The 24,020-nt window shown below is 65.3% G+C and carries 19 protein-coding genes and 1 other RNA gene; 2 read left to right on the top strand and 18 right to left on the bottom strand.

Translation table 11 applies throughout. The features are described from left to right. Positions 1-139: 139 nt before the first annotated feature. The 5 genes from lpxC to BJF92_RS04370 all read right to left on the bottom strand — a co-directional run bounded on the left by lpxC (position 140) and on the right by BJF92_RS04370 (position 6,618). Positions 140-1,084 (bottom strand): UDP-3-O-acyl-N-acetylglucosamine deacetylase, encoded by a 945-nt coding sequence (lpxC, locus tag BJF92_RS04390; protein WP_075633556.1) that lies wholly within the window; start codon positions 1,082-1,084, stop codon positions 140-142. 434 nt (positions 1,085-1,518) lie between these two features. Then, entirely contained in the window at positions 1,519-3,315 is a 1,797-nt protein-coding gene (gene ftsZ, locus BJF92_RS04385; RefSeq protein ID WP_075633555.1) for a cell division protein FtsZ, read from the bottom strand. 116 nt (positions 3,316-3,431) lie between these two features. After that, entirely contained in the window at positions 3,432-4,763 is a 1,332-nt protein-coding gene (gene ftsA / locus BJF92_RS04380; RefSeq protein WP_075633554.1) for a cell division protein FtsA, read from the bottom strand. Further along, positions 4,760-5,692 (bottom strand): cell division protein FtsQ/DivIB, encoded by a 933-nt coding sequence (locus BJF92_RS04375; protein ID WP_075633553.1) that lies wholly within the window; start codon positions 5,690-5,692, stop codon positions 4,760-4,762. Before BJF92_RS04375 ends, ftsA begins: the two co-directional genes overlap by 4 nt. After that, entirely contained in the window at positions 5,680-6,618 is a 939-nt protein-coding gene (locus BJF92_RS04370; RefSeq protein ID WP_075633552.1) for a D-alanine--D-alanine ligase, read from the bottom strand. The genes BJF92_RS04375 and BJF92_RS04370 overlap by 13 nt, the downstream gene beginning before the upstream one ends. A gap of 413 nt (positions 6,619-7,031) precedes the next feature. On the opposite strand from BJF92_RS04370, the gene BJF92_RS04365 reads away from it, so the two are divergent. Further along, positions 7,032-8,333 (top strand): MFS transporter, encoded by a 1,302-nt coding sequence (locus BJF92_RS04365; RefSeq protein WP_075633925.1) that lies wholly within the window; start codon positions 7,032-7,034, stop codon positions 8,331-8,333. Between the two features lie 42 nt (positions 8,334-8,375). Further along, positions 8,376-8,846: a hypothetical protein gene (locus BJF92_RS24960; protein ID WP_143523892.1), complete on the top strand. Its 471-nt coding sequence runs from the start codon at positions 8,376-8,378 to the stop codon at positions 8,844-8,846. Here BJF92_RS24960 and murB read toward each other — a convergent pair. The 13 genes from murB to rnpB all read right to left on the bottom strand — a co-directional run bounded on the left by murB (position 8,815) and on the right by rnpB (position 23,906). Beyond that, a complete protein-coding gene (gene murB / locus BJF92_RS04355; protein WP_075633550.1) occupies positions 8,815-9,789 on the bottom strand; it encodes a UDP-N-acetylmuramate dehydrogenase in 975 nt (324 codons plus the stop codon). The two genes, BJF92_RS24960 and murB, sit on opposite strands and share 32 nt — an antisense overlap. Further along, the gene (gene murC / locus BJF92_RS04350) at positions 9,786-11,201 is read right to left on the bottom strand and encodes a UDP-N-acetylmuramate--L-alanine ligase (RefSeq protein WP_075633549.1); all 1,416 of its coding nucleotides are present in this window, start codon (positions 11,199-11,201) and stop codon (positions 9,786-9,788) included. Before murC ends, murB begins: the two co-directional genes overlap by 4 nt. Further along, positions 11,198-12,322, bottom strand: a complete 1,125-nt coding sequence (murG, locus tag BJF92_RS04345; protein ID WP_075633548.1) for an undecaprenyldiphospho-muramoylpentapeptide beta-N-acetylglucosaminyltransferase — start codon at positions 12,320-12,322, stop codon at positions 11,198-11,200. The genes murC and murG overlap by 4 nt, the downstream gene beginning before the upstream one ends. A 210-nt stretch (positions 12,323-12,532) precedes the next feature. Then, positions 12,533-13,687, bottom strand: coding sequence for a putative lipid II flippase FtsW (gene ftsW / locus BJF92_RS04340; RefSeq protein WP_075633547.1), 1,155 nt, complete (start codon positions 13,685-13,687; stop codon positions 12,533-12,535). 240 nt (positions 13,688-13,927) lie between these two features. Further along, entirely contained in the window at positions 13,928-15,316 is a 1,389-nt protein-coding gene (gene murD, locus BJF92_RS04335) for a UDP-N-acetylmuramoyl-L-alanine--D-glutamate ligase (RefSeq protein WP_075633546.1), read from the bottom strand. Positions 15,317-15,323: 7 nt separating this feature from the next. Beyond that, a complete protein-coding gene (mraY, locus tag BJF92_RS04330) occupies positions 15,324-16,424 on the bottom strand; it encodes a phospho-N-acetylmuramoyl-pentapeptide-transferase (protein ID WP_075633545.1) in 1,101 nt (366 codons plus the stop codon). Between the two features lie 74 nt (positions 16,425-16,498). Continuing rightward, on the bottom strand, positions 16,499-17,932 hold the full coding sequence (locus BJF92_RS04325; protein WP_075633544.1) for a UDP-N-acetylmuramoylalanyl-D-glutamyl-2,6-diaminopimelate--D-alanyl-D-alanine ligase: 1,434 nt from the start codon (positions 17,930-17,932) through the stop codon (positions 16,499-16,501). Further along, positions 17,929-19,389 carry a UDP-N-acetylmuramoyl-L-alanyl-D-glutamate--2,6-diaminopimelate ligase gene (locus tag BJF92_RS04320; protein WP_075633543.1) on the bottom strand — a complete coding sequence of 487 codons (1,461 nt, stop codon included), beginning with the start codon at positions 19,387-19,389 and terminating at the stop codon, positions 17,929-17,931. Before BJF92_RS04320 ends, BJF92_RS04325 begins: the two co-directional genes overlap by 4 nt. Positions 19,390-19,444: 55 nt before the next feature. Then, on the bottom strand, positions 19,445-21,190 hold the full coding sequence (locus BJF92_RS04315; RefSeq protein WP_075633542.1) for a peptidoglycan D,D-transpeptidase FtsI family protein: 1,746 nt from the start codon (positions 21,188-21,190) through the stop codon (positions 19,445-19,447). Continuing rightward, a complete protein-coding gene (ftsL, locus tag BJF92_RS04310) occupies positions 21,190-21,573 on the bottom strand; it encodes a cell division protein FtsL (RefSeq protein ID WP_075633541.1) in 384 nt (127 codons plus the stop codon). Before ftsL ends, BJF92_RS04315 begins: the two co-directional genes overlap by 1 nt. 2 nt (positions 21,574-21,575) lie before the next feature. Then, positions 21,576-22,601 carry a 16S rRNA (cytosine(1402)-N(4))-methyltransferase RsmH gene (gene rsmH, locus BJF92_RS04305; protein ID WP_075633540.1) on the bottom strand — a complete coding sequence of 342 codons (1,026 nt, stop codon included), beginning with the start codon at positions 22,599-22,601 and terminating at the stop codon, positions 21,576-21,578. Between the two features lie 14 nt (positions 22,602-22,615). Beyond that, the gene (gene mraZ, locus BJF92_RS04300) at positions 22,616-23,056 is read right to left on the bottom strand and encodes a division/cell wall cluster transcriptional repressor MraZ (protein ID WP_075633539.1); all 441 of its coding nucleotides are present in this window, start codon (positions 23,054-23,056) and stop codon (positions 22,616-22,618) included. A 433-nt stretch (positions 23,057-23,489) separates the two neighbouring features. Then, positions 23,490-23,906: RNase P RNA component class A (gene rnpB, locus BJF92_RS04295), an RNA gene on the bottom strand. Positions 23,907-24,020 lie beyond the last annotated feature (114 nt).

Here is a 24,020-nt window from a genome sequence, read left to right as displayed (position 1 = left end):
CGGATTAACGCTTTTTTGTGGCAGATGGCTGGCAAAAGACGGGGGCTGAAAGCCGGCAAGTCTTTCTGTTGCAAAGGAAAAGGCCGCGGAGAACCGCGGCCTCGCAAGCAGGGGCGAACAGCAGGTGAGCCGAAGGCCCTCAGGCCGGAACGGAGGCCGCCGCGGCCAGAACCGGCTCGCGCAGGATGCGGGCGCGTGCCGGCTGGCTCTCCACGATCTCGTAGGCCGTCGGATCGCTCATCAGCGCCTTGAGCGCATAGGCATTCATCTTGTGGCCGCCGCGATAGGAGCGGTAGATGCCCAGGAAGGGCATGCCTGCCAGCGCCAGATCGCCCACGGCATCCAGCGTCTTGTGGCGCACGAATTCGTCGCCAGGGTAGCGCAGGCCTTCGATGTTGATGACGGTGTGGTCATCGGAAATCACGACGGAATTTTCGAGCGACGAGCCCAGGCCGCGCCCAGCAGCCCACATGCGCTCGACATCGCGCATGAAGCCGAAGGTGCGGGCACGCGACAGCTCGCGCTTGAAGGTCGACGGCGTCATGTCGCCCTTCCAGACCTGGCGGCCGATCAGCGGCGTGTCGAAATCGATCTCGACCTCGAAGCGCATGGCGTCATGCGGCAGGAATTCGGACCAGGAGGCGCCATGCTCGACACGCACCGGCTTCAGCACGCGGATAACGCGGCGCTTGACGGCCAGCGCCTTCAGCCCGGCCTGCTCGATCGCCTCGAAGAAGGGCGCGGAGCTGCCGTCCATGATCGGCATTTCGCCGCCCTGAACCTCGACCAGCAGATTGTCGACACCGATGGCATAGAGCGCGGCCATGACATGCTCGATCGTGGCGATGGCGGTGGCAGGCGAAAAGCCCAGAACGGTGCAGAGATCGGTGTTGCCGACATTGGCGGAGACCGCGCGGAATTCGCTCACGACGGCATCGCCATCCATGCGCTGGAAAACAATGCCGCTATCGGCTTCGGCGGGATGGAAGGTGATCGAGGCCGCCGCACCGGAGTGAACGCCGGTTCCAGACAACGTGACCGACCGTGCGACCGTCGTCTGATAGCCCAAAGAACCGATTGTCATACCCATACGCGTCATGCCTTCACTGCTTGCCGGCGCGATCCGCCGAACTCCGTTTCGTCTGCCCTGTGCCCGACCGTAAGGCCGAAATCCGCCGCGCCGAAACCATGAAGGTTTCGGCGTCACCACGATGCCGATGACCGGAAATCGCGATCGAACCCGTGAAAGAGTGGCCGTTTCAGTCCCCCGGCACCCGTGCGGCGCCCGGCATTCCCCAGCCTTCCCGTTGATTAGCCGCCTCAGTGAAGAGTCGCAACCGTGGGAGCGCAAGAGCTTAATTGTGAAGATAGAGCGGGCGGCGCGTCATTCCAAATCACTGTTTCTTTCGATTTGTTACGAATGATACACCATCTTAACCATTTGTTTGAAAACGGGAAAAACAAAAATGCCCGGGCATTGTGCCCGGGCATTCGGCAAGGTGGAAGAAACGGTCGGGATCAGTTCGACTGACGGCGCAGGAAGGCCGGGATTTCGAGCTGATCGTCCTCATGGCTGCGCGGCTGCGCGGCCATGCGACCGTGGTCGTCCAGCGACCCGCGACGCGGGGCGTAGACGCTCGCCTCGGGCGAGAGCGGGCGGCGCTGCTGCGAGGCAGCGCTCGGCGCTCCGGCCGTCATATCGGCCGAAACGCTGCTGTCTTCTTCTTCGCGGCGGCCGAGCGAATTGGTGATTCGCTTCAGCAGGCCCATGGCGCCGCGTTCTTCCGGCTGCGGCGCGGGCTGGGCGCGGCGCTCGGCTTCGGCCTTCACCATCGGCGGGAAGTCCTCGACCTTGGGCATGCGCACGGGCTCGGGCATCGGCTGGCGCATGACGGGGGCGACGGGCTCCTGACGCGGAGCCTCGTAGCGCGGCGCCTCGAAGCGCGGGGCCTGGGCGGCAACCGGGGCCGGCTGCGGCTGATAGACGGGCGCTTCCGGAGCCGGGGCGCGGTAGGCCTGCGGCTGCTCGGCTGCAGCAGGCTGGGCAAACAGCCGGCTCTGCGGACGGAACTCCTCGGCGGGCGCGGCCTGGGCCGGAGCGGCAGCCAGCTGGGCGGCGCGCTGCTGGATCAGGAGCTCGCGCTCGATCTCGGCCTCACGGATCGCCTGAGCCACGGCATCGACCTGCTGCGGCGCGGGCGCTGCCGGCTGCTGCATGACCGGAGCCGGCTGGGCAACGACGGCGGCGGCCGGAGCGGCAACCTGCGGCGCCGGCTGGGCAGCGGCCGGACGGGCGGCCTTCTGAGCTACCGGGCGAAAGCTGGCATTGCGATCGGCCACCTCCGCAGCCGTGCGATCGATACCGGTTGCCACGACCGAGACGCGGATGAGGCCTTCGAGGTCTTCGTCGAAGGTTGCGCCGAGGATGATGTTGGCATCCGGATCGACTTCTTCACGGATACGGGTCGCCGCTTCGTCGACCTCGAACAGCGTCAGGTCACGGCCGCCGGTGATCGAGATCAAGAGGCCCTGGGCGCCCTTCATCGAGGTTTCGTCGAGCAGCGGGTTGGCGATCGCGGCTTCGGCGGCAGCCATTGCGCGGCCTTCGCCGGAGGCTTCGCCCGTGCCCATCATCGCGCGGCCCATTTCGCGCATCACCGAGCGGACGTCGGCGAAGTCGAGATTGATCAGGCCTTCCTTGACCATGAGGTCGGTGATGCAGGCAACACCCGAATAGAGAACCTGGTCGGCCATGGCGAAGGCGTCCGCGAAGGTCGTCTTGTCATTGGCGATGCGGAACAGGTTCTGGTTGGGGATGACGATCAGCGTATCGACCGACTTCTGCAGCTCGGCGATGCCCTGTTCGGCAAGCCGCATGCGCCGCTGGCCCTCGAAGTGGAACGGCTTGGTGACGACGCCGACAGTGAGGATGCCCTTGTTGCGGGCCGCCTGGGCCACGACCGGAGCCGCGCCCGTGCCGGTGCCGCCGCCCATGCCGGCGGTGACGAAGCACATATGCGTGCCGTTCAGGTGATCGATGATCTCATCGATGCATTCCTCGGCGGCCGCGCGGCCGACTTCCGGCTGCGAACCGGCGCCCAGACCTTCGGTGACGGCGACACCCATCTGGATGATTCGCTCGGCCTTGGTCATGGTCAGCGCCTGCGCGTCGGTGTTGGCGACGACGAAATCGACGCCCTGCAGGCCTGCGGTGATCATGTTGTTGACAGCGTTGCCGCCGCCGCCGCCGACACCGAAGACGGTGATGCGCGGCTTGAGCTCGGTGATGTCCGGCTTCTGCAAGTTGATGGTCATTTACCCGTTCCTTCCTTCTACCTGGCCGCCTTGCCGAGCCGGCCAAATCTCAATCAACGTAACAGTCCGTTCCCGCGCGAAGCTTGCGTCACGATTGCGGGGCCTTACGGACGACGTCAGAAACTTTCTTTCAGCCATTGCCCGACCCGGGCGATGCGGCTGTTGTTTCCCGCCAGCGAGGCGATGAGACCGCCCTGCGCCGCATGGGTTTCCTGGTCGGCGACCTGGGGATAGATCATCAGCCCGACGGCCGCGGAAAAGGCCGGGCCTTTGGCCGCAGCCGGCAGGCCGGACACGCCGAGAGGGCGACCGATTCGCACATTGCGCGCCAGAACGCGCCTTGCTGCATCCGCCAGGCCGGTCAGCTGGCTGCCGCCGCCGGTCAGCACCACACGCTTGCCGACGATAGGCGAGAAGCCCGAGCGCTGGATGCGGTCGCGAATCAGTTCCAGCGTTTCCTCGACGCGGGCGCGGACGATTCGCGACAGCAGCGCGCGCGGCACGTGGGTCGGCTGGTCGCGCTCATCCTCGCCGATCGGCGGAACGCTGACCATTTCCCGCTCGTCCGCGCCGTTCGGCATGGCCGAGCCGTGCACGACCTTCAGCCGCTCGGCATCCTCGATCCGCGTGGAGAGGCCGCGCGCCAGATCCGTGGTGATATGGTGTCCGCCGAGCGAGACCGCATCGGCATGAACGAGGCGGCCTTCGGCGAAGACCGAGATGGTGGTGGTGCCGCCGCCCAGATCGATGGCCGCGCAGCCGAGCTCGACCTCGTCATCCACCAGCGTCGCCAGACCGCTGGCATAAGGGGTGGCCACCAGCCCTTCGACCGAGAGATGCGCGCGGTTGACGCAGAGTTCGAGATTGCGCAGCGCCGCGCGCTCGGCCGTCAGCATGTGGATGTCCACGCCCAGCACATCGCCGAACATGGCCAGCGGATCGCGGATGCCGCGTTCGCCATCGAGCGAATAGCCCGTGGGCAGCGAGTGGAGAATCATCCGGTCCTGGCGCTGCGAGCGCTGGGCGGCTGCCGCCAGCACGCGCTTGAGATCGGCCTGATCCACTTCCTGCCCGCCGAGATCGATGGTGGCGGTGTAGATGTCACTCTGCAGACGCCCGGCGGAGATGTTGACGATCAGGCTGTCGATCGTCAGCCCCGCCATGCGCTCGGCCGCGTCCACCGCCAGGCGCACCACGCTTTCCACGGCATCGAGATCGGCGATCACGCCGTTCTTCATGCCGCGCGACTTGTGGTGGCCAAGGCCGATGATCTCGATGCTGTGCGTGCGATTCGGCAGGATCTGGCTTTCCGCGCGCGGTGTCAGCCGGCCGATCATGCAGACCACCTTGGTCGAACCGATGTCGAGAACCGACACGATCTGGGTGCGCTTGGCCGACAAGGGCTTGAGACGCGGCAGGCCGAAGTGGGACGACCCGAAGACGCTCATAGGGCGCTCTCCTGCTTTTCGAGCTTCATCAATTGCTTGTTGCGGGCGTCAACGAGGCTGCCGCGGCGTGCGGCGGCCTCCGCGCTGAGCTGGATGGTGGTGCGGTCTTCCAGGCGCAGATCGACGGCGGCGATATCGCGCTCCAGAAGCTGCTGGCCCTCTTCCATGGTGCTGAGCACTTCCATGGCGCGCTCCAGGTCGCGCTCCGGCAGTTTCACGGTCACGCCATTGTCCATCACCAGGTCCCAGCGCCGTCCGGCGATGCGGACATAGGCCTTCACCCGCTTCTGGATGTCCGGCCAGCGCGAGAAGCTCTGGTAGAAGCCGGCAGCCGCCGTTTCCGCATCGCGACCGACGAAGAGCGGCAGGCCGGCGAACTTGTTGTCGCGCAGCGGCGCGATCACGCTGCCGCTCTTTTCGATCAGCGACAGTTCCGTGCCGTGCTGCCAGATGCCGAAGGCCTGGCGCTCCTTGAGCGTCACCTGGATCGTGCGCGGATAGACCTTGCGCACGGTCACATGCTCGACCCAGGGCATTTTCGCGATCAGGTCGCGGGCGGTCTCCACGTCGAGCGCCACCAGCGAGGTCGTGCCGTCGAGGCCGAGCTGCTGCAGGATGTCGATGTCCGAGGTCTGTTCATTGCCGGCGATCTTGACGTCCTCGATGGCAAAGCCTGCCGCCGAGGTGGTGGCCTGCGCCACCGTCTGGCTGTGACCGCCGAGATTCATGCCATAAAGACCGGTCGCGCCGAACAGGGCCAGCGCCGAGATCGTGCCCGTATAGGCGGGAAAGCGGATCCGGCCCGTGCACAGGCACAGGAGGAACCGCGTCACGCGGCGCAAGGGGCGCGGCAGGACGATCTTGTCATCCGCCTCCAAAAGATCGGACTCGCGCAGCCGCGCCGTCCTTCGCCTCTTCAACGCAAACACGATGCGTCCTCCACCAGCCAGCTCAAGAATTTCCCGAAGGGCATGCCCGCATGCGCCGCGATTTCAGGAAGGAGCGAGGTCGGCGTCATGCCGGGCTGGGTGTTGACTTCCAGCCAGATCAGTTCGCCCGTTCCACCCTCGCCATCATCCAGGCGGAAGTCGGAGCGGCTCGCGCCCCGGCACCCGATCGCGCGATGCGCCGCAACCGCCAATTCTTGAACAGTTTGGTAAATTTCCGGTAAAATCTGCGCCGGAAGAATGTGCTGAGAACCGCCTTTAACGTATTTGGATTCATAGTCGTAGAAGGCGTGACCAAGCGGCACGATCTCCGTCACCCCGAGAGGGCGTGCCTCTTCGCCGGCGCCGATCACGCCGCAGGTGAGCTCGCGGCCGGCGACATAGCGCTCCGCCATGACCAGATCGCCATAGCGCCACTCCGGCGAGGAGACGATCTGCGGCGGATGGCTCTGGTCTTCCTTGACGATGACGATGCCGAAGCTCGAGCCCTCGCGCACCGGCTTGATCACATAAGGCGGCGGCAGCGGATGCTGATGACCGATCTCGTGCCGATTCAACAGCCTGGACGGAGCGACGGGAATGCCCACGGCGGCGGCGACCCGCTTGGCCTGGATCTTATCCATCGCCAGCGAGGAGGCCAGGATGCCGGAATGGGTGTAGGGAATCTCAAGATATTCCAGCACGCCCTGGATCGTGCCGTCCTCGCCAAAAGGGCCATGCAGCGCGTTGAAGGCGACGTCCGGCCTGAGTGCCGACAGCACCGCGGACACGTCGCGGCCGACATCCACGCGCGTGACCCGATAGCCCTCGCCTTCCAGCGCCGCCGCACACGCCTCCCCGGAGGACAGGCTGACGGGCCGCTCGGACGAGAAGCCGCCCATCAGGACGGCGACATGCTTGGCACTCATTGGCGAAAACTCCCACCGGAAAGACCGGTCGCGTGACATCGTTCGACGGGTCGAAAACCGCTGCGGCGAGTCGGAGCCGGACCTGTCTTGTCACGATAGAGCGCCATTAAGGTTAACGAAGCGTTTACTTTCTCTAAACCATTGATGGAAATGTATTTTTTAGCGCCAAATTCACGGCTGACGAAGGGAATCACGACGCCCTTCGCGCCTGGAATCAGGCCCCGTTAACAGGGGGGCGGAACCAGCCTGACGACGCCCGCGACGGCTGGGGACCGCGCGATTGCTGCAGCGCATCCTAAAACTGCACCGCAACAGTCGTATTTATCGGGTATCGCGCCCGAAATGATTGCGATAAGAGACCGCTCATGTCGGCCCTGATATGGCCCCTCATTATCTCCAGTTTGGATCTTTCCATGAGCAACGCGATACATTCCGTGTCGCCGGCCAGGGATTCCACGGGGGCGCGCACCAATTCGGCATCGCGCGTTCTCCTGGCGAGCCTGATCGGCACCACCATCGAATTCTTCGATTTCTACGTCTATGCGACCGCCGCCGTTCTGGTGTTTCCGCATATCTTCTTCCCGGCCAGCGACCCGACCTCGGCGCTTCTGGCTTCCTTCGCCACCTTCTCCATCGCCTTCTTCGCCCGCCCGCTGGGCGCGATCGTGTTCGGGCATTTCGGCGACCGCGTCGGGCGCAAGACCACGCTGGTGGCGGCGCTCCTGACCATGGGCGTCTCCACGGTCGTGATCGGCCTGGTGCCGTCCTATGAGTCGATCGGCGTTCTCGCGCCGCTGCTGTTGGCCGCCTGCCGCTTCGGGCAGGGCTTCGGCCTTGGCGGCGAGTGGGGCGGTGCGGTGCTGCTGGCCACGGAAAACGCGCCTCCGGGCAAACGCTCCTGGTACGGCATGTTCCCGCAGCTCGGGGCGCCGGTCGGCCTGTTCCTCTCCTCGGGCTTCTTCTGGCTGCTGCTGCATGTCATGTCGCAGGACGCGCTCTTGAGCTGGGGCTGGCGCATTCCCTTCGTCGCCTCGATCGTGCTGATCGCCGTCGGCCTCTGGGTCCGCCTGTCGATCACGGAGACGCCCGACTTCCAGAAGGCGATCGACAAGCACGAGCGCGTGGCCGTTCCCGTGGCCGAGCTTTTCCGCAACCACAAGCGCTCGATCGTGCTCGGCACCTTCGTCGCGCTGGTCACCTTCGTGCTGTTCTATATCGGCTCGGCCTATCTCTTGTCCTACAACACCAAGGTGCTGGGCATTCCGTTCCTGGACGCGCTGGAAGTCCAGCTCTTCGGCTCGGTCATCTTCGGCATCGCCATTCCAATTTCGGGCAAGCTGGCCGAGAAGCTTGGTCGGCGCGAGGTGCTGATCGCCACCACCATCGCCATCGGCCTGTTCTCCTTCCTGGTGCCGGTGCTGCTTGCCGGCGCGCTGTCGGGCGTCTACCTGTTCGTGCTGATCGGCATGTTCCTGATGGGCATGACCTATGGCCTGATCGGCACGGCGCTGGCCGCGCCCTTCCCGACCCGGGTGCGCTATACCGGCTCGTCGATCACCTTCAACTTCGCCGGCATCTTCGGCGCCTCGCTGGCGCCCTACATCGCCACCTATCTGCAGTCGACCTATGGCATGGCCTATGTCGGCTACTATCTCGGCATCGCCGCGCTGATCACGCTGGCCTGCATCCTGCTCTCGGGCAAGGACGAGGTCTGACAGCGATCAGGGCGCGCGGCACAAAACCGGCGCGCGCCTCTCATGCCTGATCAACAAAAAACCCGCGAAATCGATGATTTCGCGGGTTTTTCATTCTGCGGGCGGAAATCGCCCGTGGCGACGTTCCTGCCATTCCTGCCACCAGATCGCGCCCCAGACGGTCGCTGCGATCAGGATGGGAAGGATATAGAGATAGAATGCGAGAGCGACTGTCATGGTCTCAGCTTTCCGAGGACACGTCTTGCCGCAAAATCTAGGATCAAAGCGGTAAAAAGCCAAGTCATTGTCGACAAGGCGATCGGAAGGGAGAAGGCGGAGATCATGATCTGCCCATTGGCAAGCGAAACCACGGGCGAAATGAAACCGGCGGCAACGCAGGCCGTCGACAGCCGGTCGATCGCCGCAGCCGTCAGCTTCACCCGCTCATTGTGCACGAGCGGTGGCGGCGCCGGGATCGGAAGCGGCGCCGTCTCCTCCTGCATCAGACCAGAGCCACGCCGAGGAATTCCTTGACCTCATAGCCCGGCATGAACTTGCCAATGCGCTTGATCTCCCATTCCAGCTTCACGCCGGAATGCTCCATCACCCGCCGGCGCACGGTTTCGCCGAGATATTCCAGCTCGTAGCCGGTGGCCTGGCCGGTGTTGATCATGAAGTTGCAATGCATCGGCGACATCTGGGCCCCGCCGATCATCATGCCGCGGCAGCCGGCCTCGTCGATCAGCTTCCAGGCGGAATGTCCCTCCGGGTTCTTGAACGTCGAGCCGCCGGTCTTCTCGCGAATCGGCTGCACGGTTTCGCGGTGATGGCGCACGGCGTCCATGTCGGCCCGGATCTTCGCCTTGTCCTCGGGATAGCCCTCGAAGATCGCATGGGTGAAGATCAGATCCTTCGGCGCGGAGGAATGGCGATAGGCATAGCCCATCTCATCGCGCGTCAGCACGTGGCGGTTCCCCTGCCGGTCGACGGCATGGACCTCCACCACACGCTCGGAGGTCTCCCCGCCATTAGCGCCGGCATTCATGCGCAAGGCGCCGCCGATCGACCCGGGAATGCCGTAATAGAAGAAAAAGCCGCCAATGCCGTGGTCGAGCGTCATCGCCGCCAGGTTCTTGTCCGGGCAGATGGCGCCGGCCTTGACGCGGTTGTCGCCCGCCAGCTCGACATCGCCGAAGCCCTTGGCAGAAAGACGCACCACCGCGCCGGGAATGCCGCCATCGCGCACCAGAAGGTTCGAGCCGACGCCCGCCACCATCAGCGGCACCTCTTCGGGAAGGAGCTTCAGGAAGGCGACGAGATCGTCGACGTCATGCGGCTGGAACATCAGCTCCGCCAGGCCGCCGGCGCGAAACCAGGTGACGCGGTCCATCGGCGCATCGGGCGTCAGCCGTCCGCGCAAGGCGTTGACGCCGTCACCCAGCGAGGCAAGAAGTTTGGATCCGTTCACCTGTTTCATTCTGTCTTGCCTGCCATGCCTGCCAATTCCCGAGGAAGCGCGGCAGCCCAGGACGTGATGCTGCCGGCGCCCAAAAGAACCACGAAGTCCCCCGGCTGCGCAATGGCAGAAACGATGGGCGCGAGCGCTTCCGGCCCTTCGACGAAGCGGGCATCGCGGTGCCCGGCCGCCTTGATGCGCGAAACCAGCTCCTGCGACGTCGCGCCCTCGATCGGTTCCTCGCCCGCGGCATAGACCGGCGCCAGAAGAATCGTGTCGGCATCGTTGAAACAGGCCGAGAAATCCTCGAACAGGCTGTGCAGGCGGCTGTAGCGATGCGGCTGGTGCACGGCGATGATTCGGCCCTGACAGGCTTCCCGCGCCGCCCTCAGCACCGCCTTGATCTCCACCGGATGGTGCCCATAATCGTCATAGACGCGGACATTGTTCCACTCGCCGGTGAAGGTGAAGCGCCGCTTGACGCCGCCAAAGCCGGCAAGCCCGCGCGCGATCGCCTCTGGCGAGATCCCCAGACGCTGCGCCACGGCGATCGCGGCGGTCGCGTTCGAGACATTGTGACGGCCCGGCATCGGCAGGCGCAGATCCTTCAGATCGATGGTCTGGCCGGTGCGCCGGCGGCGAATCGACACGTCGAAGATCGAGGTGGCGCCATCCATGCGGATATTGAGGAAGCGCACGTCGGCCTGCGGGTTCTCGCCATAGGTGATGACCTTGCGGTCCTCGATCTTGGCCACCATTGTCTGCACCTCGGGATGGTCGAGGCACATGACGCCGAAGCCGTAGAACGGCACGTTCTCGACGAACTGGCGGAAGGCCGCACGCACAGCATCGAAATGGCCGTAATGGTCGAGATGCTCGGGATCGATATTGGTGACGACGGCAATGTCGGCCGGCAACTTCAGGAAGGTGCCGTCCGATTCGTCGGCCTCCACCACCATCCACTCGCCCTCGCCCATGCGGGCATTGGTGCCATAGGCGTTGATGATGCCGCCATTGATCACAGTGGGGTCGAGATTGCCGGCTTCCAGAAGGGCCGCGACCATCGAGGTGGTGGTCGTCTTGCCATGGGTGCCGCCAATGGCGATCGAGCTGCGGAAGCGCATCAGCTCCGCCAGCATTTCCGCCCGGCGCACGACCGGCAGCAGCTTCTCGCGCGCGGCGATCAGCTCGGGATTGGTCTTCTTGATCGCGGTGGAGACCACCACCACTTCCGCCTCGCCGAGATTGTCGGCCTGATGGCCGACGAAGACCTCGATGCCCTTGTCCCGCAGGCGCTGGACATTGGCGCTGTCGGATTGATCGGAGCCCTGAACCTTATGGCCGAGATTGTGCAGCACCTCGGCAATGCCGCTCATGCCGATGCCGCCGATCCCGATGAAATGGACGAGGCCGATGCTCTGCGGCAGTTTCATGTGCGTTTTTCCTTGAATTCTGCAATCGACATGCCCCCGGCAATAGCTTCAACCATGTCGGCGAGCAAGCGGGCGGCGTGCGGCCGGCCGGCCTTGCGGGCATTGGCGGCCATGGTGGCGAGCGCAGCCGGGTCGTCCATGGCCCTGGTGATGATGGCGCTCAGCTTCTCGTCGGAGAGATCGGCCTGGGGGATGACCTTGGCGCCGCCAGCGGCGGCAAGCGTGGCGGCATTGGCGGCCTGATCATGGTCGAGCGCGTAGGGATAGGGCACGAGAATCGCGGGCCGGCCGATGACCGAGAGTTCCGATACGGTCGAGGCGCCGGAGCGGCTGATGACGAGATGCGCCTTGCCGATGCGCTCGGCCATGTCGCTGAAGAAGGGCGAGACGGAGGCCTCCAGCGCCAGCCGGCTCATGCAGCCACGCACCATGTCCATATCCTCGGGCCGGGCCTGCTGTGTGACGACGATGCGCCGCCGCCGGTTCTCGTCCAGGAGGCTGATGGCATTGGGAATGGCCTTGGAAAAGAACTGTGCGCCCTGGCTGCCGCCGAAGACGACGAGCTGGAAAGGATCCTCCGGCCCCGGCGCGACAAAGGGACGCTCGGCCGCCGCCAGCACGGCGGGGCGTACGGGATTGCCCGTGGTCACCGTCTTGGCGGCATAGGGGCCTTCCGTTTCCGGCAGAAAGCCGCCGGCAATGGCCAGCACGCGCGCGGCGAGCGCCTTGTTCGCCCGGCCCATGACCGCATTCTGCTCATGCACCATGGTGGGAATGGAAAGGCTGCTGGCTGCCATCAGCGGCGGCACGGTCGGATAGCCGCCGAAGCCGACCACGGCCTTCGGCCGGATCTTGCGCATGATCTTCTTGGCAACCCGCAGGCCGCTCCACAGCGTCCACAGCGCCCTGGCTGCCTTCACCGGATTTTTCGCCGAGACGGTCGCGGAGGGCACCACATGGATGGCGGCGGCGGGAAACTTGCCGGCGAACCGCTCGGCGCGGCTGTCGGTCACCAGATGGATCTCGTAGCCCCGTGCCGTCAGCTCATGGGCCAGAGCCTCGGCCGGAAACAGATGGCCGCCGGTCCCGCCGGCGGCAAGCATGATGATATCTTTGGTCATGACCGTTCCTAGAGCATTTCCGGCGAAACTGCGAAACGGTTTCCACCGGGAAAATCATTGGGTCAAAGGAATGACGCGCTCTACCGTGCGAAGCCGGCCCTGTCGATGCGCCGGTGGCGCGGTCGCGGGACGAACGAACGGGCAAAGGCGGCAGAACGCCCGCCGACCTTAAGCCGCAAAATCAGGCGGCTTGAGGTCGGCGTGGCCGGATCATTCGGCGGGAACGCCGATGCCGCTGCGGAACATGCTGCGCTCCACCGCGCGCTTTTCCGGACGGTGCCGGGTGAGCGCCAGGATGAAGCCGGCGGTGACGCAGATCGCCACCATCGACGAGCCGCCATAGGAGATCAGCGGCAGGGTCATGCCCTTGGCCGGCAGCAGTTCGAGATTGACGCCGACATTGATCATCGACTGCACGCCCATCTGCAGCACCAGGCCGGCAACGGCCAGACGGGTGAAGTCGTCGCGCTCGCGCATGGCCAGCGTCAGGCCGCGCATCACCACCAAGGCGAAGATCAGCACGATCACCATGCAGAAGAGAATGCCGAACTCCTCGGCCGCGACCGAGAAGATGAAGTCGGTATGGCTGTCGGGAATGATCCGCTTGACGATGCCCTCGCCCGGGCCGCGCCCCAGCCAGTCGCCCCGGATGATCGCCTCGCGCGCGGTATCCACCTGGAAAGTATCACCCTCCCCGGTCATGAAGCGGTCGATACGGCCCGCCACGTGCGGCAGCAGCGTGTAGGCGACCACAAGGCCGCCGGTGGCGAAGCCGCCGAGCAGGATGATCCACAGCCAGGGCATGCCGGCCATGAAGAACATGCCGCCCCACACGGCCGTGGTCAGGATGGTCTGGCCAAGGTCAGGCTGGGCGATGAGCAGCGCCACGACCATCACATAGAGAAGGATGGCGAAGAGATTGCCCGGCACTTCGGGCTGGCGCGCATGCTCGGAGAACAGCCAGGCACAGGTGACGATGAAGGCTGGCTTCATGAACTCGGAGGGCTGCAGGCTGAGCGCGCCGATGCCGATCCAGCGCCGCCCGCCCTTGACCTCCTGGCCGAAGAAGAGCACCAGCACCATCAAGAGGATCATCACCGCCAGCATGATGACCGCCGTGCGCCGGACCTGCCTGGGCGTGAGGAACGACAGGCCGATCATGGTGATCAGCGAGGGAATGAGGAAGATCGAGTGCCGGCGGACGAAGTGGAAGCTGTCGAGCCCCAGCCGCTCGGCCACCGCCGGGCTGCCGGCGAAGGAAAGCATGAAGCCGATGCCCATCAGCAGGATGAACAGGGCCAGGAAGAATCGGTCGATCGTCCAGAACCAGTCCGCGACGGCGCCCCTTTGAGCACGGCTTACCATGATGTCATCCTCTTCAAGCCGAAGCGCCCGGCGCGGCGCGCAACCGCGCGTGGCCGTCGACTCGTTCGTTCCTGTCCTCATGCATCACCTCCGCGACCGGATTCGATTGATGCAAAAAATGATGCAGAGGATTGAAAGTGTTACAGGATCGCGCCCTCCATTGAGTGCGCGGTGCCGCAAGATTTCGCGATCGGCAGCCTGCCTGCGAAGGCGCGCCAGATCAGGTCAGCTAAGGTCAGGTCAGATCAGCATGGTCACGCCCTCGAGCGTGGCCACATGCGCGACGAAGGCTTCGCCGCGCAGTTCGAAGTTCTTGTACTGGTCGAAGCTTGCGCAGGCCGGGGAAAGCAGCACGGCAGCTTCCTCGCCCGCAGCCGTCGCATCGGCCGCCGCATGGGCAACAGCCGCTTCCAGCGTGCCGGCCCTGTCGACGGGAATGGCATCGCCGATCGTGGCGGCGAAGGCGTCTGCCGCCTGGCCGATCAGATAGGCCCTGGCAATCCTAGGGAAGAACGCGCGCAGGCTTTCGATCCCGCCCTCTTTCGGTACGCCGCCGGCAATCCAGTAGATGCGGGCAAAGCTCGACAAAGCGGGCGCGGCGGCTTCCGCATTGGTCGCCTTGCTGTCATTGACGAAGACCACGCCGCCGCGCCGGCCGACCGGCTGCATGCGGTGCTTGAGGCCCGGGAAAGAGGCGAGGCCCGCGCGGATCTCGTCGGGCGACACGCCGATAGACAGGCAGGCGGCAATGGCGGCGCAGGCATTCTGGCCATTATGGGTGCCGCGCAGCGTCGAGATCCCGTCGAGATCGACAAAGAGCTGGGGCAGCCCGCCTTCGGCCCTGATGATGCGCGATCCCTCGACATAGAAGCCGTCGCCGATCGGCCGGTGCCGGGCGATGCGAATGACGCTGCGACCCGACAAGGCCACGCGGTCGGCGATCGCCTCGCACCAGGCATCATCAACGCCGATCACCGCCGTGCCGCTGGCGGCCACCAGACGCTCCTTGATCGCCGCATAGTGTTCCATCGAGCCATGACGGTCCAGGTGATCCGGCGTCAGGTTCAAAAGGATGCCGACGGTGGGATTAAGACCGGGCGCGAGGTCGATCTGATAAGAGGAGCACTCCACCACATAGACGCGGCCGGGTGCCGGCGGATCGAGCGTCAGGACGGCGCGGCCGATATTGCCGCCCATCTGCGCATCGCGGCCGGAAGCAGACAGGATATGGGCGATCAGCGCCGTGGTGGTGGACTTGCCATTGGTGCCGGTGATCGCGATCAACGGCGCGTCCGGTGCAACAGACTGGCGCTCGCGGCAGAAGAGCTCGACATCGCCGATGATGGGCACGCCAGCGGCAGAGGCCGCCTCGACGGTCCAGTGGGGCTTGGGATGGGTGAGCGGCACGCCGGGCGAGAGAATCAGGGCGGTGAACCGAGCCCAGTCGGCCCCGCGCAGATCCTGCGTGGCGATCCCCTCGCCGGCTGCCTTGTCGACGCTGACGGGATTGTCGTCCCATGCCACGACATCCGCGCCGCCGGCCTTCAGCACCAGCGCGGTGGCAAGGCCAGACCCGCCGAGGCCGAACAGCGCCACGCGCTGCCCGGCAAAGCTCTTGACCGCGATCATGCCCGCCTCACCGCAGTTTCAGGGTGGACAGGCCGACCAGCGCCAGGATGACAGCGATGATCCAAAAGCGGATCACGACCTGGCTTTCGGTCCAGCCCTTCTTCTCGAAATGATGGTGGATCGGCGCCATCAGGAAGACGCGCCGTCCCGTGCGCTTGAACCAGAACACCTGGATGATGACCGAGAGCGTCTCCATCACGAACAGGCCGCCGATGATCACCATGACGATCTCGTGCTTGGTGGCGACCGCGATGGTGCCGATGAGGCCGCCCAGCGCCAGCGAGCCGGTGTCGCCCATGAAGATGGCGGCCGGCGGCGCGTTGAACCAGAGGAAGCCGAGGCCGGCGCCGATCACCGCGCCGAGGATCACGGCAAGCTCGCCCGTGCCGGGCACGAAATGGATCTGAAGGTAATTGGCGAAGACGGCATTGCCGGCGAGATAGGCGATCAGGCCGAAGGCGGCCGCCGCGATCATCACCGGCACGATAGCCAGCCCGTCGAGCCCGTCCGTCAGGTTCACGGCATTGCCGGCGCCGACGATGACGAAACCGCCGAAGAGGATGAAGAAATAGCCGAGATTGAGGGTGAAGTCCTTGAGGAAGGGGAAGGTAAGCGAGGAGCCGAAGGTGGAGCCGCTGGTGCCGGCCGACTGCGCCGTGCGCATCATGAAATAGACCGCGATCGCGGCGATCATGAATTCGATCGCCAGACGCGCCCGCCCGGAAAAGCCCTTGTCCGACTGTTTGGTGACCTTGAGATAGTCGTCATAAAAGCCGATGGCGCCGAAGCCGAGCGTGACCAGCAGGGTGGAGACGACATAGACGCTGGAGAGATCGGCCCACAGCAGCGAGCTGGCGACGATGCCGGCAAGAATCATCAGCCCGCCCATGGTCGGCGTGCCGGCCTTCTTGAAATGGGTCTGCGGCCCGTCCGCGCGAATCGGCTGGCCCCGGCCCTGGCGCACCCGGAGCGAGGAGATCATGACCGGCCCGAACAGAAAGACGATCATGGCGGAGGTGACGACGGCAGCCCCGGTGCGGAACGTGATGTAGCGGAACAGATTGAAGAATTGGAATTTGTCCGCCAGTTCGACAAGCCAGATCAGCATTCGGGACCTTTCCCCTCAAGGGTTCATCAGAAATCCGCCGCCGGGCTGTCCGGGCGGCGGGTGCCGGCGCCGGATTAAACGGCGCTCTCTGGCTTTTCAACAGGTGGATATTTTTCGAGCAGCGCCGCGACGATGCGCGCGCAGCCCGTGCCCTTGGACGACTTGACCATGACCACATCGCCCGGGCCTACCGCCATCAGCACCTCGCGCAGCAGCGCGTTGACATCCGGGCGGTGCACCACGTCCATTGGGTCGGGCAGCGCATCGCTGAGATGGGCCATGTCCGGTCCGGCGAGATAGACCGCATCGACCCCGGCCTCGACCAGCGGGCCGGCAAGCTCGGCATGCATCTCCGCCGAGGCGACGCCCATTTCCAGCATATCGCCCAGCACGGCAATGCGCCGTCCGCCGGCGTCCGGCTCGGCCGCGGCCAGAAGCGCGATCGCGGCACGCATGGAGGTGGGATTGGCATTGTAGCTTTCGTCGATCAGCGTGATCGCGCCGCCCGGCACGGCCAGCCGATGGCGCGCACCCCGGCCCTTTTCCGCCACCATGGTGGCAAGCGCGGCGGTAAGGCGCTCCAGATTGCCCCCGGCCAGATGCGCGGCGGCCAGCACGGCCAGCGCATTTTCCGCGATGTGGCGGCCGGGCGCGCCCAGCGGCACCTCCCAGGTCCGACCCTCGATCGCGGCCCAGAGCGTGGCGCCTTCCGGCGACGGCGCATATTCGATCAGCCGGTAATCGGCCTTGGCGCTCTCGCCGAAGGTGGTGATGTTGCCGATGCCGAGCAGATCGGCCTTGCGCTTGAGCAGGTCGAACTGGTCGATATCGCGGTTGAGCACCAGATGGCCGCCTTCGGTCAGGCCTTCCATGATCTCGGCCTTGGCGGTGGCGATCTCGTCGAGATCGCGGAAATTGCCGAGATGGGCCGGGGCAATGGTGGTGATCACGGCGACATGCGGCCGCACCATGGCCGTCAGCGGCCGGATCTCGCCCGGATGGTTCATGCCGATTTCAAAGATGCCGTAATCGGTGGCCTCGGGCATACGCGCCAGCGTCAGCGGCACGCCCCAATGATTGTTGAAGGAAGCGTCGGCCGCGTGCACGCGCCCGCAGGCCGAAAGGCTGTGGCGCAGCATTTCCTTGGTCGTGGTCTTGCCGACGGAGCCGGTCACGCCGATGACGCGCGCGCCGGAGCGGTCGCGCGCCGCACAGGCCAGCCGTCCCAGCGCCTCCAGCACGTCGTCGACCACGATCATCGGCGCGATCAGCCGTCCGAGCGCCGGCAGCTTGCCTTCACTGACGACCAGCATGGCCGCGCCATTGGCGATCGCCAGTCCGGCGAAGTCATGGCCGTCGACACGGTCCCCCTTGATGGCGAAGAAGGCCTCGCCCCGGCTGATCGAGCGGCTATCGATCGAGATCCCGGAAATGCCTTGCGGCAGATTGCCGACCGGACGGCCGCGCATGGCGGCAATCATGTCGGCGCATGTCCATAACCAGCTCACGCGACGGCCCCTCCCAGTGCTTTGCGGATTTCGGCATGATCGGAGAAGGGCAAGGTGACGCCCGAAATCGTCTGCCCCTCCTCATGACCCTTGCCGGCGACGATCAGCGTATCGCCGGCTTTCAGTCCGGCCACGGCGGCGCGGATGGCCTCGGCACGATCGGCGATCTCGGTGGCGCCGGGCGCGGCGGCGAGAATCTCGGCGCGGATCGCTTCCGGAATTTCAGAACGCGGATTGTCGTCGGTGACGATCACGCAATCGGCGAGCCGGGTCGCCACCTCGCCCATGATCGGACGCTTGCCCTTGTCGCGGTCGCCGCCGCAGCCGAACACCACGACCACCCGGCCGGTGGTGAACGGCCGGACGGAGGCGAGCACATGCGCGAGCGCATCCGGCTTGTGGGCATAATCGACATAGGCGAGCGCGCCGTCCTTGGTCTGGCCGACCAGCTCCAGCCGACCGGACGCGCCCTGCAGCCGCTCGAGCGCCGCCATGGCGATGGCGGGCGCGGTGCCCGTGGCGATCGCAAGGCCCGCGGCCACCAGCGCATTGGAAATCTGGAAGTCGCCGGCCAGCGGCAGATGCACCTCGAAGATCGCGCCGTCGATATGGATCTCGGCGATCTGCTTGTGGCGGAAATGCTCGACCCGCTTGAGGGTCAGGAAAGACCCGTTGCGCCCGACCGTGCGCACATCGAGCCCGGCCTCTGTCGCGGCCTTGATCGCAGCTTCAGACCAGGCGTCGTCGGCGAAGATCACCGCCGGCGCGCCCTTGGGCGTCAGGCGGTGGAACAGTTCCATCTTGGCGGCGAAATAGGCCTCAACCGTGGGGTGGTAGTCCATATGGTCGCGGCCGAGATTGGTGAAGGCGCTGGCGGCAAGCGTCACGCCATCCAGACGATGCTGGTCGAGCCCGTGGCTAGAGGCTTCCATCGCCGCATGGGTCACGCCCTCGTCGGTGAGTTCGGCGAGAATACGGTGCAGGGTGACGGGATCGGGCGTGGTCAGCGATCCATAGCTGCTGCCGCGCGGCGAGACGATGCCGGTCGTGCCGATCATCGCGCTGGCATGGCCGGCATGCGCCCAGATCTGCCGGGTAAAGGAGGCGACCGAGGTCTTGCCGGCGGTGCCGGTCACCGCCACCATGGTGGCCGGCTGGCGACCATAGAAGCGGGCGGCGGCCAGCGCCAGCACCCGGCGAAGATTGTCCACAGTGATGACCGGCAGCGCGGTGTCGATCGCGGAGCCCGTCTCGGTCAGGATCGCCACGGCGCCGCGGCCCTCGGCATCGCGAATGAAGGTGCGGCCATCCGCCTTGTTCCCGGCCAGCGCCACGAAGAGAAAGCCCGGCTCCACCTTGCGGCTGTCACTCGTCAGACCGGCAATCTCCAGACCATGGGTTGCGGGACCGAGCGCCGCAGCCGGAACGAACGGAGACAGAAGATCATCGAGAATCATGGGGTTTCCTTGGCACTGGAAGGCTTGAGACGGGATAGCCCGCCCTCATCAGCCGTCAATACGACACGAGCATGGCAGAACCATCGCTTCCGAACTTCGGCTCCACACCCAGCAGCGGCGCCGCCCGCGCGATGACGTCATGCACCATGGGTGCCGCGGTCGTGCCGGCAATCGCCGCGCGTCCCGATTCGGAACGCGGATCGTCGATGAAGGTTAGCACCACATATTGCGGATCGTTGATCGGGAAGGCCGCCAGGAAGGCGTTGAAGTTGTGGTCGCTGGAATAGCGGCCCTTCACCACCTTGTCGGCCGTGCCGGTCTTGCCGCCGACATCAAATCCCGGCACGCGCGCGCTCTTGCCCGAGCCGTTGATGCCGTTCCAGCGGAACAGGAAGCGCATGTCGGCGCTGGTCTTCGCCTTCAGCACCTGGACGGAGGACGCTTCCGCCTCTTCGGCGCTGCGCGGCAGGAAGGTCGGCTCGATCAGATGGCCGCCATTGACCAGCGCCGCACCGGCCACCGCCGTCTGCAGCGGCGTGGTGGAGACGCCGTGGCCGAAGGAGATGGTGATCGAGTTGATCTTCTTCCATTCGCGCGGCTGGCTCGGCATCTTCACTTCGGGCAGCTCCGTCGGCACGCGGGTCAGCAGGCCCAGACGGGTGAGGAACTCCTTGTGCGCGGCGATGCCGACGAGGTCGGCCATCTTCGCCGTGCCGATGTTGGACGAATACTGGAAGATCTCGGGCACGCTCAGCACCCGGCCCTTGCCGTGGAAGTCCTTGATGGTGAAGCCGCCGATGCGGATCGGATAGCGCGCGTCGAAGCTGTCCTTCAGCGTCACCTTACCGGAATCGAGCGCCATGGCGATGGTGAAGGACTTGAAGGTGGAGCCCATCTCGAACGTGCCGTTCGACATGCGGTTCATCCAGCCCTCCTCCGCGCCGGCCGCCGGATTGTTCGGGTCGTAATCCGGAATGGAGGCCATGGCGAGGATCTCGCCGGTGTGGACGTTCATGATCACGCCGCCGGCGGCGATCGCCTTGAACTTGCCCTGCGCTTCCACCAGCACGTCACGCAGGATGTTCTGCACGCGCAGGTCGATCGACAGCCGCACCGGCTCCATCTTGGCATCGCTGGTCATGCCGACCGAGGCGAGATCGGCCAGGCCCTGCGCATCGATATAGCGCTCCATGCCGGCAATGCCGCGATTGTCGACATTGACGTGGCCGACAACATGCGAGGCCGTGTGACCGCCGGGATAGAAGCGGCGCTTTTCCGGACGGAAGCCGATGCCGGGAATGCCGAGCGCGAGAATCTGGCTCTGCTGCTTCGGCGTCAGCTGGCGGCGCAGCCACTGGAAGCGCGACTTGGACTTCAGCTTGTTGTAGATGTCGGCGACGTTGAGATTGGGCAGCACGGTGGAGAGCTGCTCCACCGCCTCGTCCGCATCGACGATCTTGTGCGGCTCGGCATAGAGCGAGACCGTGCGGATGTCGGTGGCAAGTACTTCGCCATTGCGGTCGAGAATGTCGGGGCGTGAGGCCATGAGATTGTCGGACCGGCCGATGCTGGCCACGGTCTCGTCATCGATCATCGCATATTGCACGAGCCGGCCGGCAATCACGACATAGGCGGCCGAAAAGGCGCAGATCATGATGACGACGCGGTTGCGCGCCTGGTTGCCGCGCCGTTTGCGCGTGCCCTGAAAGGCGCTGGGCGCACCGGGCGCGCGCCCGTTGGCGCCGGCCGAGAAATGCGCCTTGCTCTTGCCGACCATGATGCGGGACAGGAAAGAAGACATCAGCGCGCCACCGATCCGGTTGCAATCGAATCGGTCGCCGGCTTCTTCTTGGCCTTGGCGGTCTTGTCATCCGGCGCAGGCGGCGGCGGAACGTCGGCCTTGAGCATCGGCAACTCCTGCGGCTGAACGATCTGGGTGGACGGCGTCGGCGCGATCTGCAGATCCTGCTGATAGACGCGCACGAGGCTCTCCAGCCGGCTCGGCTGCGTCACCAGCGCCCAGTCTGCCTTCAAAAGCTCGATCGTGTCCTCTTCCAGCTTGATCTCGGCGTCGAGCTTGTGGATCTCCTCAAGCTTGTTCTCCGCCTTGTGCTTGATCGTGTAGGTCACGGTCGCGGCCGCGGTCATGATCACGACGAGGACGATGTCGAAGGTTCGCAGCATGCTCAGCCTCCCAGCCGTTCGAGATTCGCAAGTGTGGGAAGGTCGAAAATGGACATGTCGCTTGCCGGGGCCGGTTCTGCGCTGCGCTCGCCGGCCCGAAGCTTGGCAGAGCGTGCACGCGGATTGATCGAGGCTTCTTGTTCTGTGGCCGATACCATAGGCTTACCAACTGGTGCGAAGGTTGCCGGACGCTCGACCGCGAGAGGAAGATGGCGCGAGCCTGACGCCTTGCCGGCGCGATCCTGGAAGAATTTCTTGACGATCCGGTCTTCCAGCGAATGAAAGGTGACCACCACGAGCCGCCCGCCGGGCTTTAGCGCCCCCTCGGCGGCAAACAGCGCGCGCGCCAGCTCGCCCAGCTCGTCATTGACGAAGATGCGCAGCGCCTGGAAGACGCGCGTGGCCGGATGAATGCGGTCCTTCGCCTTGCGCGGCGTCACCGTCTCGATCAGCGACGCAAGGTCGCGCGTGGTCTCGAAAGGGTTCTGTTCGCGGCGCTTCTCGATCGCGCGGGCGATGCGGCCTGACTGCGGCTCCTCACCCAGAAAGCCGAAGATGCGGATCAGGTCGCCGACCTTGGCGCGGTTGACCACATCGGCAGCCGAGACACCCGCGGCCGACATGCGCATATCCAGCGGCCCGTTCCTCTGAAAGGAAAAGCCGCGCTCGGCCTCGTCGATCTGCATGGAGGAAACGCCGATATCGAAGACCACGCCATCGAGCCCCTCGGCCGGTGCATGGGCGGCAAGATCGGAAAAGCGGGAATGGACGAGGCGAAGCCTTCCGCCGGCCTCTGCGACCAGCGCCTGTCCGCCGGCGATCGCATTGGGATCGCGGTCGAGCGCGATGACCTCGGCGCCTGCCTCCAGAAAGGCGGTCGTATAGCCGCCGGCGCCGAAGGTGCCGTCAAGCACGATCTTGCCGGGGGCCGGCTGAAGCGCCGTGAGAACCTCGGGCAGAAGAACCGGAATGTGGCGGACCGGTCCGCCGTCAGCGCCGTTCGAGCCGTCGCCTTGATCCGCCACCATTCCGTTTCCCCATGCTATGGCGCGGCAAGCCCTCGCTGCCTGCGCGCGCGACGGGCCGCCTCCTGCGTTTGGGCAAACGCACTCGGCGACCACAACTGAAAATGATCCGCCCGACCGACGAAGGTGACCTCGTCGGTGATGCCGGTGAAGTCGCGAATGAAATCCGTGACCGTCAGCCGGCCCTCGGCGTCCAGCTTCATGAAGACCCCGCCCCCATGAATCAGGAGCGACATCTCGTTGGCCTCTGGCGAGAAGGGATCCGCCTCGGCGATCTGCTTCTCGAAGCGCTCCAGAAGCTCCGGCCCGCCGGCGCTGATGGCCGGATAGACGAAGTCCTGGAAACAATAGAGCTCGCGGATATCCAGCGCGGCCATGACGGAACGAAACGGCGACGGCACGGAAACCCGCCCCTTCGCGTCGATCCGCTGGGTGGCATGCGACAGAAACCGATTCATCGACCTCTCGATCCGAAACCGGTGCCAGCGCAAGCCCGCACGGACTGCCCACCGCCTTGAAAACCATCACTGACAAGCACTGCCGGGCCACATGCCCGTACAAAGCCTCCTGGCGGAGGCACCACCAAACTCGCGGTGATCGGGCCTGTACTCGACCCTGTGCAGTGCGGCATTGGGATACCATGGGACCCTATGGGCGTCAATGGGATGGACCGGGGCGGCGACACCGGTATCACCCTTCATTGATAGTCCGTTAAGTTTAACGAGCGGTTAAGAACGGGACCCAAGCCCCTGGTATCGCCGCGAGAGCGCACGGATCGGCTTTGCCGAAGCGCTGACGGGCGCCGGCTCGAAAATTTATCTCGGAGACTGGAGAAAGAAGCGCGCGGCAGCGGCGCACGGGGCCGAAGCCCGGCCCTGAAGGCGAAGGAAAATTGCCAGTTGGCCTGTAAGCCGGGTTCTGTAAGGCCCGGCTCGAAGAGCCGGACGTGGCAGCCATTCATCTGGGACGACGCTTGCGCGCCGCCTCGTGCAACCTACCCGGATGACTGGCCCGGAAAAGGCTGACGGCGCCCGAAGGCGCCATCGCGTCATCCCTATTCGGTCTTGCTCCCGGTGGGGTTTACCGTGCCGTTCCTGTTGCCAGGCCCGCGGTGGGCTCTTACCCCACCCTTTCACCCTTACCAGCTCCGGCGCGCGGGGCGCGCCGTGCGGCGGTTTGCTTTCTGTGGCACTTTCCCTGGGGTCGCCCCCGCCGGACGTTATCCGGCACCGTCTTTCCGTGGAGCCCGGACTTTCCTCACCCCGCGGCCTTTCGACCCTTGCGAAGCGCGGCTGCCCGGCCAACTGGCGGGCTGTCCTTAGCCCAGGCGGGCGGAAATCCAAACCGAATTTTCAGGAAAGCAGCCGGGACGGCGCGCGATACACATGGATTTGCAGGAAATTGCTGGGGATTTGCAGGGGA

This window comes from Xaviernesmea rhizosphaerae, from assembly GCF_001938945.1.
Lineage (GTDB): Bacteria > Pseudomonadota > Alphaproteobacteria > Rhizobiales > Rhizobiaceae > Xaviernesmea > Xaviernesmea rhizosphaerae.
The sequence above is the reverse complement of the archived record's forward strand: the minus strand, read 5'-3'. Positions and strand labels throughout refer to the sequence as shown.

What these genes read in the sequence shown, in the direction of transcription:
- ftsW (WP_075633547.1), bottom strand. Translation starts at nt 13,687, where the DNA reads ATGGTAAGCCGTGCTCAAAGGGGCGCCGTCGCGGACTGGTTCTGGACG.
- mraY (WP_075633545.1), bottom strand. Translation starts at nt 16,424, where the DNA reads ATGCTGATCTGGCTTGTCGAACTGGCGGACAAATTCCAATTCTTCAAT.
- murC (WP_075633549.1), bottom strand. Translation starts at nt 11,201, where the DNA reads ATGAAACTGCCGCAGAGCATCGGCCTCGTCCATTTCATCGGGATCGGC.
- ftsZ (WP_075633555.1), bottom strand. Translation starts at nt 3,315, where the DNA reads ATGACCATCAACTTGCAGAAGCCGGACATCACCGAGCTCAAGCCGCGC.
- ftsA (WP_075633554.1), bottom strand. Translation starts at nt 4,763, where the DNA reads ATGAGCGTCTTCGGGTCGTCCCACTTCGGCCTGCCGCGTCTCAAGCCC.
- murB (WP_075633550.1), bottom strand. Translation starts at nt 9,789, where the DNA reads ATGAAACAGGTGAACGGATCCAAACTTCTTGCCTCGCTGGGTGACGGC.
- BJF92_RS04370 (WP_075633552.1), bottom strand. Translation starts at nt 6,618, where the DNA reads ATGAGTGCCAAGCATGTCGCCGTCCTGATGGGCGGCTTCTCGTCCGAG.
- BJF92_RS04315 (WP_075633542.1), bottom strand. Translation starts at nt 21,190, where the DNA reads ATGTCTTCTTTCCTGTCCCGCATCATGGTCGGCAAGAGCAAGGCGCAT.
- mraZ (WP_075633539.1), bottom strand. Translation starts at nt 23,056, where the DNA reads ATGAATCGGTTTCTGTCGCATGCCACCCAGCGGATCGACGCGAAGGGG.
- ftsL (WP_075633541.1), bottom strand. Translation starts at nt 21,573, where the DNA reads ATGCTGCGAACCTTCGACATCGTCCTCGTCGTGATCATGACCGCGGCC.
- murD (WP_075633546.1), bottom strand. Translation starts at nt 15,316, where the DNA reads ATGATCGCGGTCAAGAGCTTTGCCGGGCAGCGCGTGGCGCTGTTCGGC.
- rsmH (WP_075633540.1), bottom strand. Translation starts at nt 22,601, where the DNA reads ATGGTGGCGGATCAAGGCGACGGCTCGAACGGCGCTGACGGCGGACCG.
- BJF92_RS24960 (WP_143523892.1), top strand. Translation starts at nt 8,376, where the DNA reads ATGCCTGATCAACAAAAAACCCGCGAAATCGATGATTTCGCGGGTTTT.
- BJF92_RS04365 (WP_075633925.1), top strand. Translation starts at nt 7,032, where the DNA reads ATGAGCAACGCGATACATTCCGTGTCGCCGGCCAGGGATTCCACGGGG.
- BJF92_RS04320 (WP_075633543.1), bottom strand. Translation starts at nt 19,389, where the DNA reads ATGATTCTCGATGATCTTCTGTCTCCGTTCGTTCCGGCTGCGGCGCTC.
- lpxC (WP_075633556.1), bottom strand. Translation starts at nt 1,084, where the DNA reads ATGACAATCGGTTCTTTGGGCTATCAGACGACGGTCGCACGGTCGGTC.
- murG (WP_075633548.1), bottom strand. Translation starts at nt 12,322, where the DNA reads ATGACCAAAGATATCATCATGCTTGCCGCCGGCGGGACCGGCGGCCAT.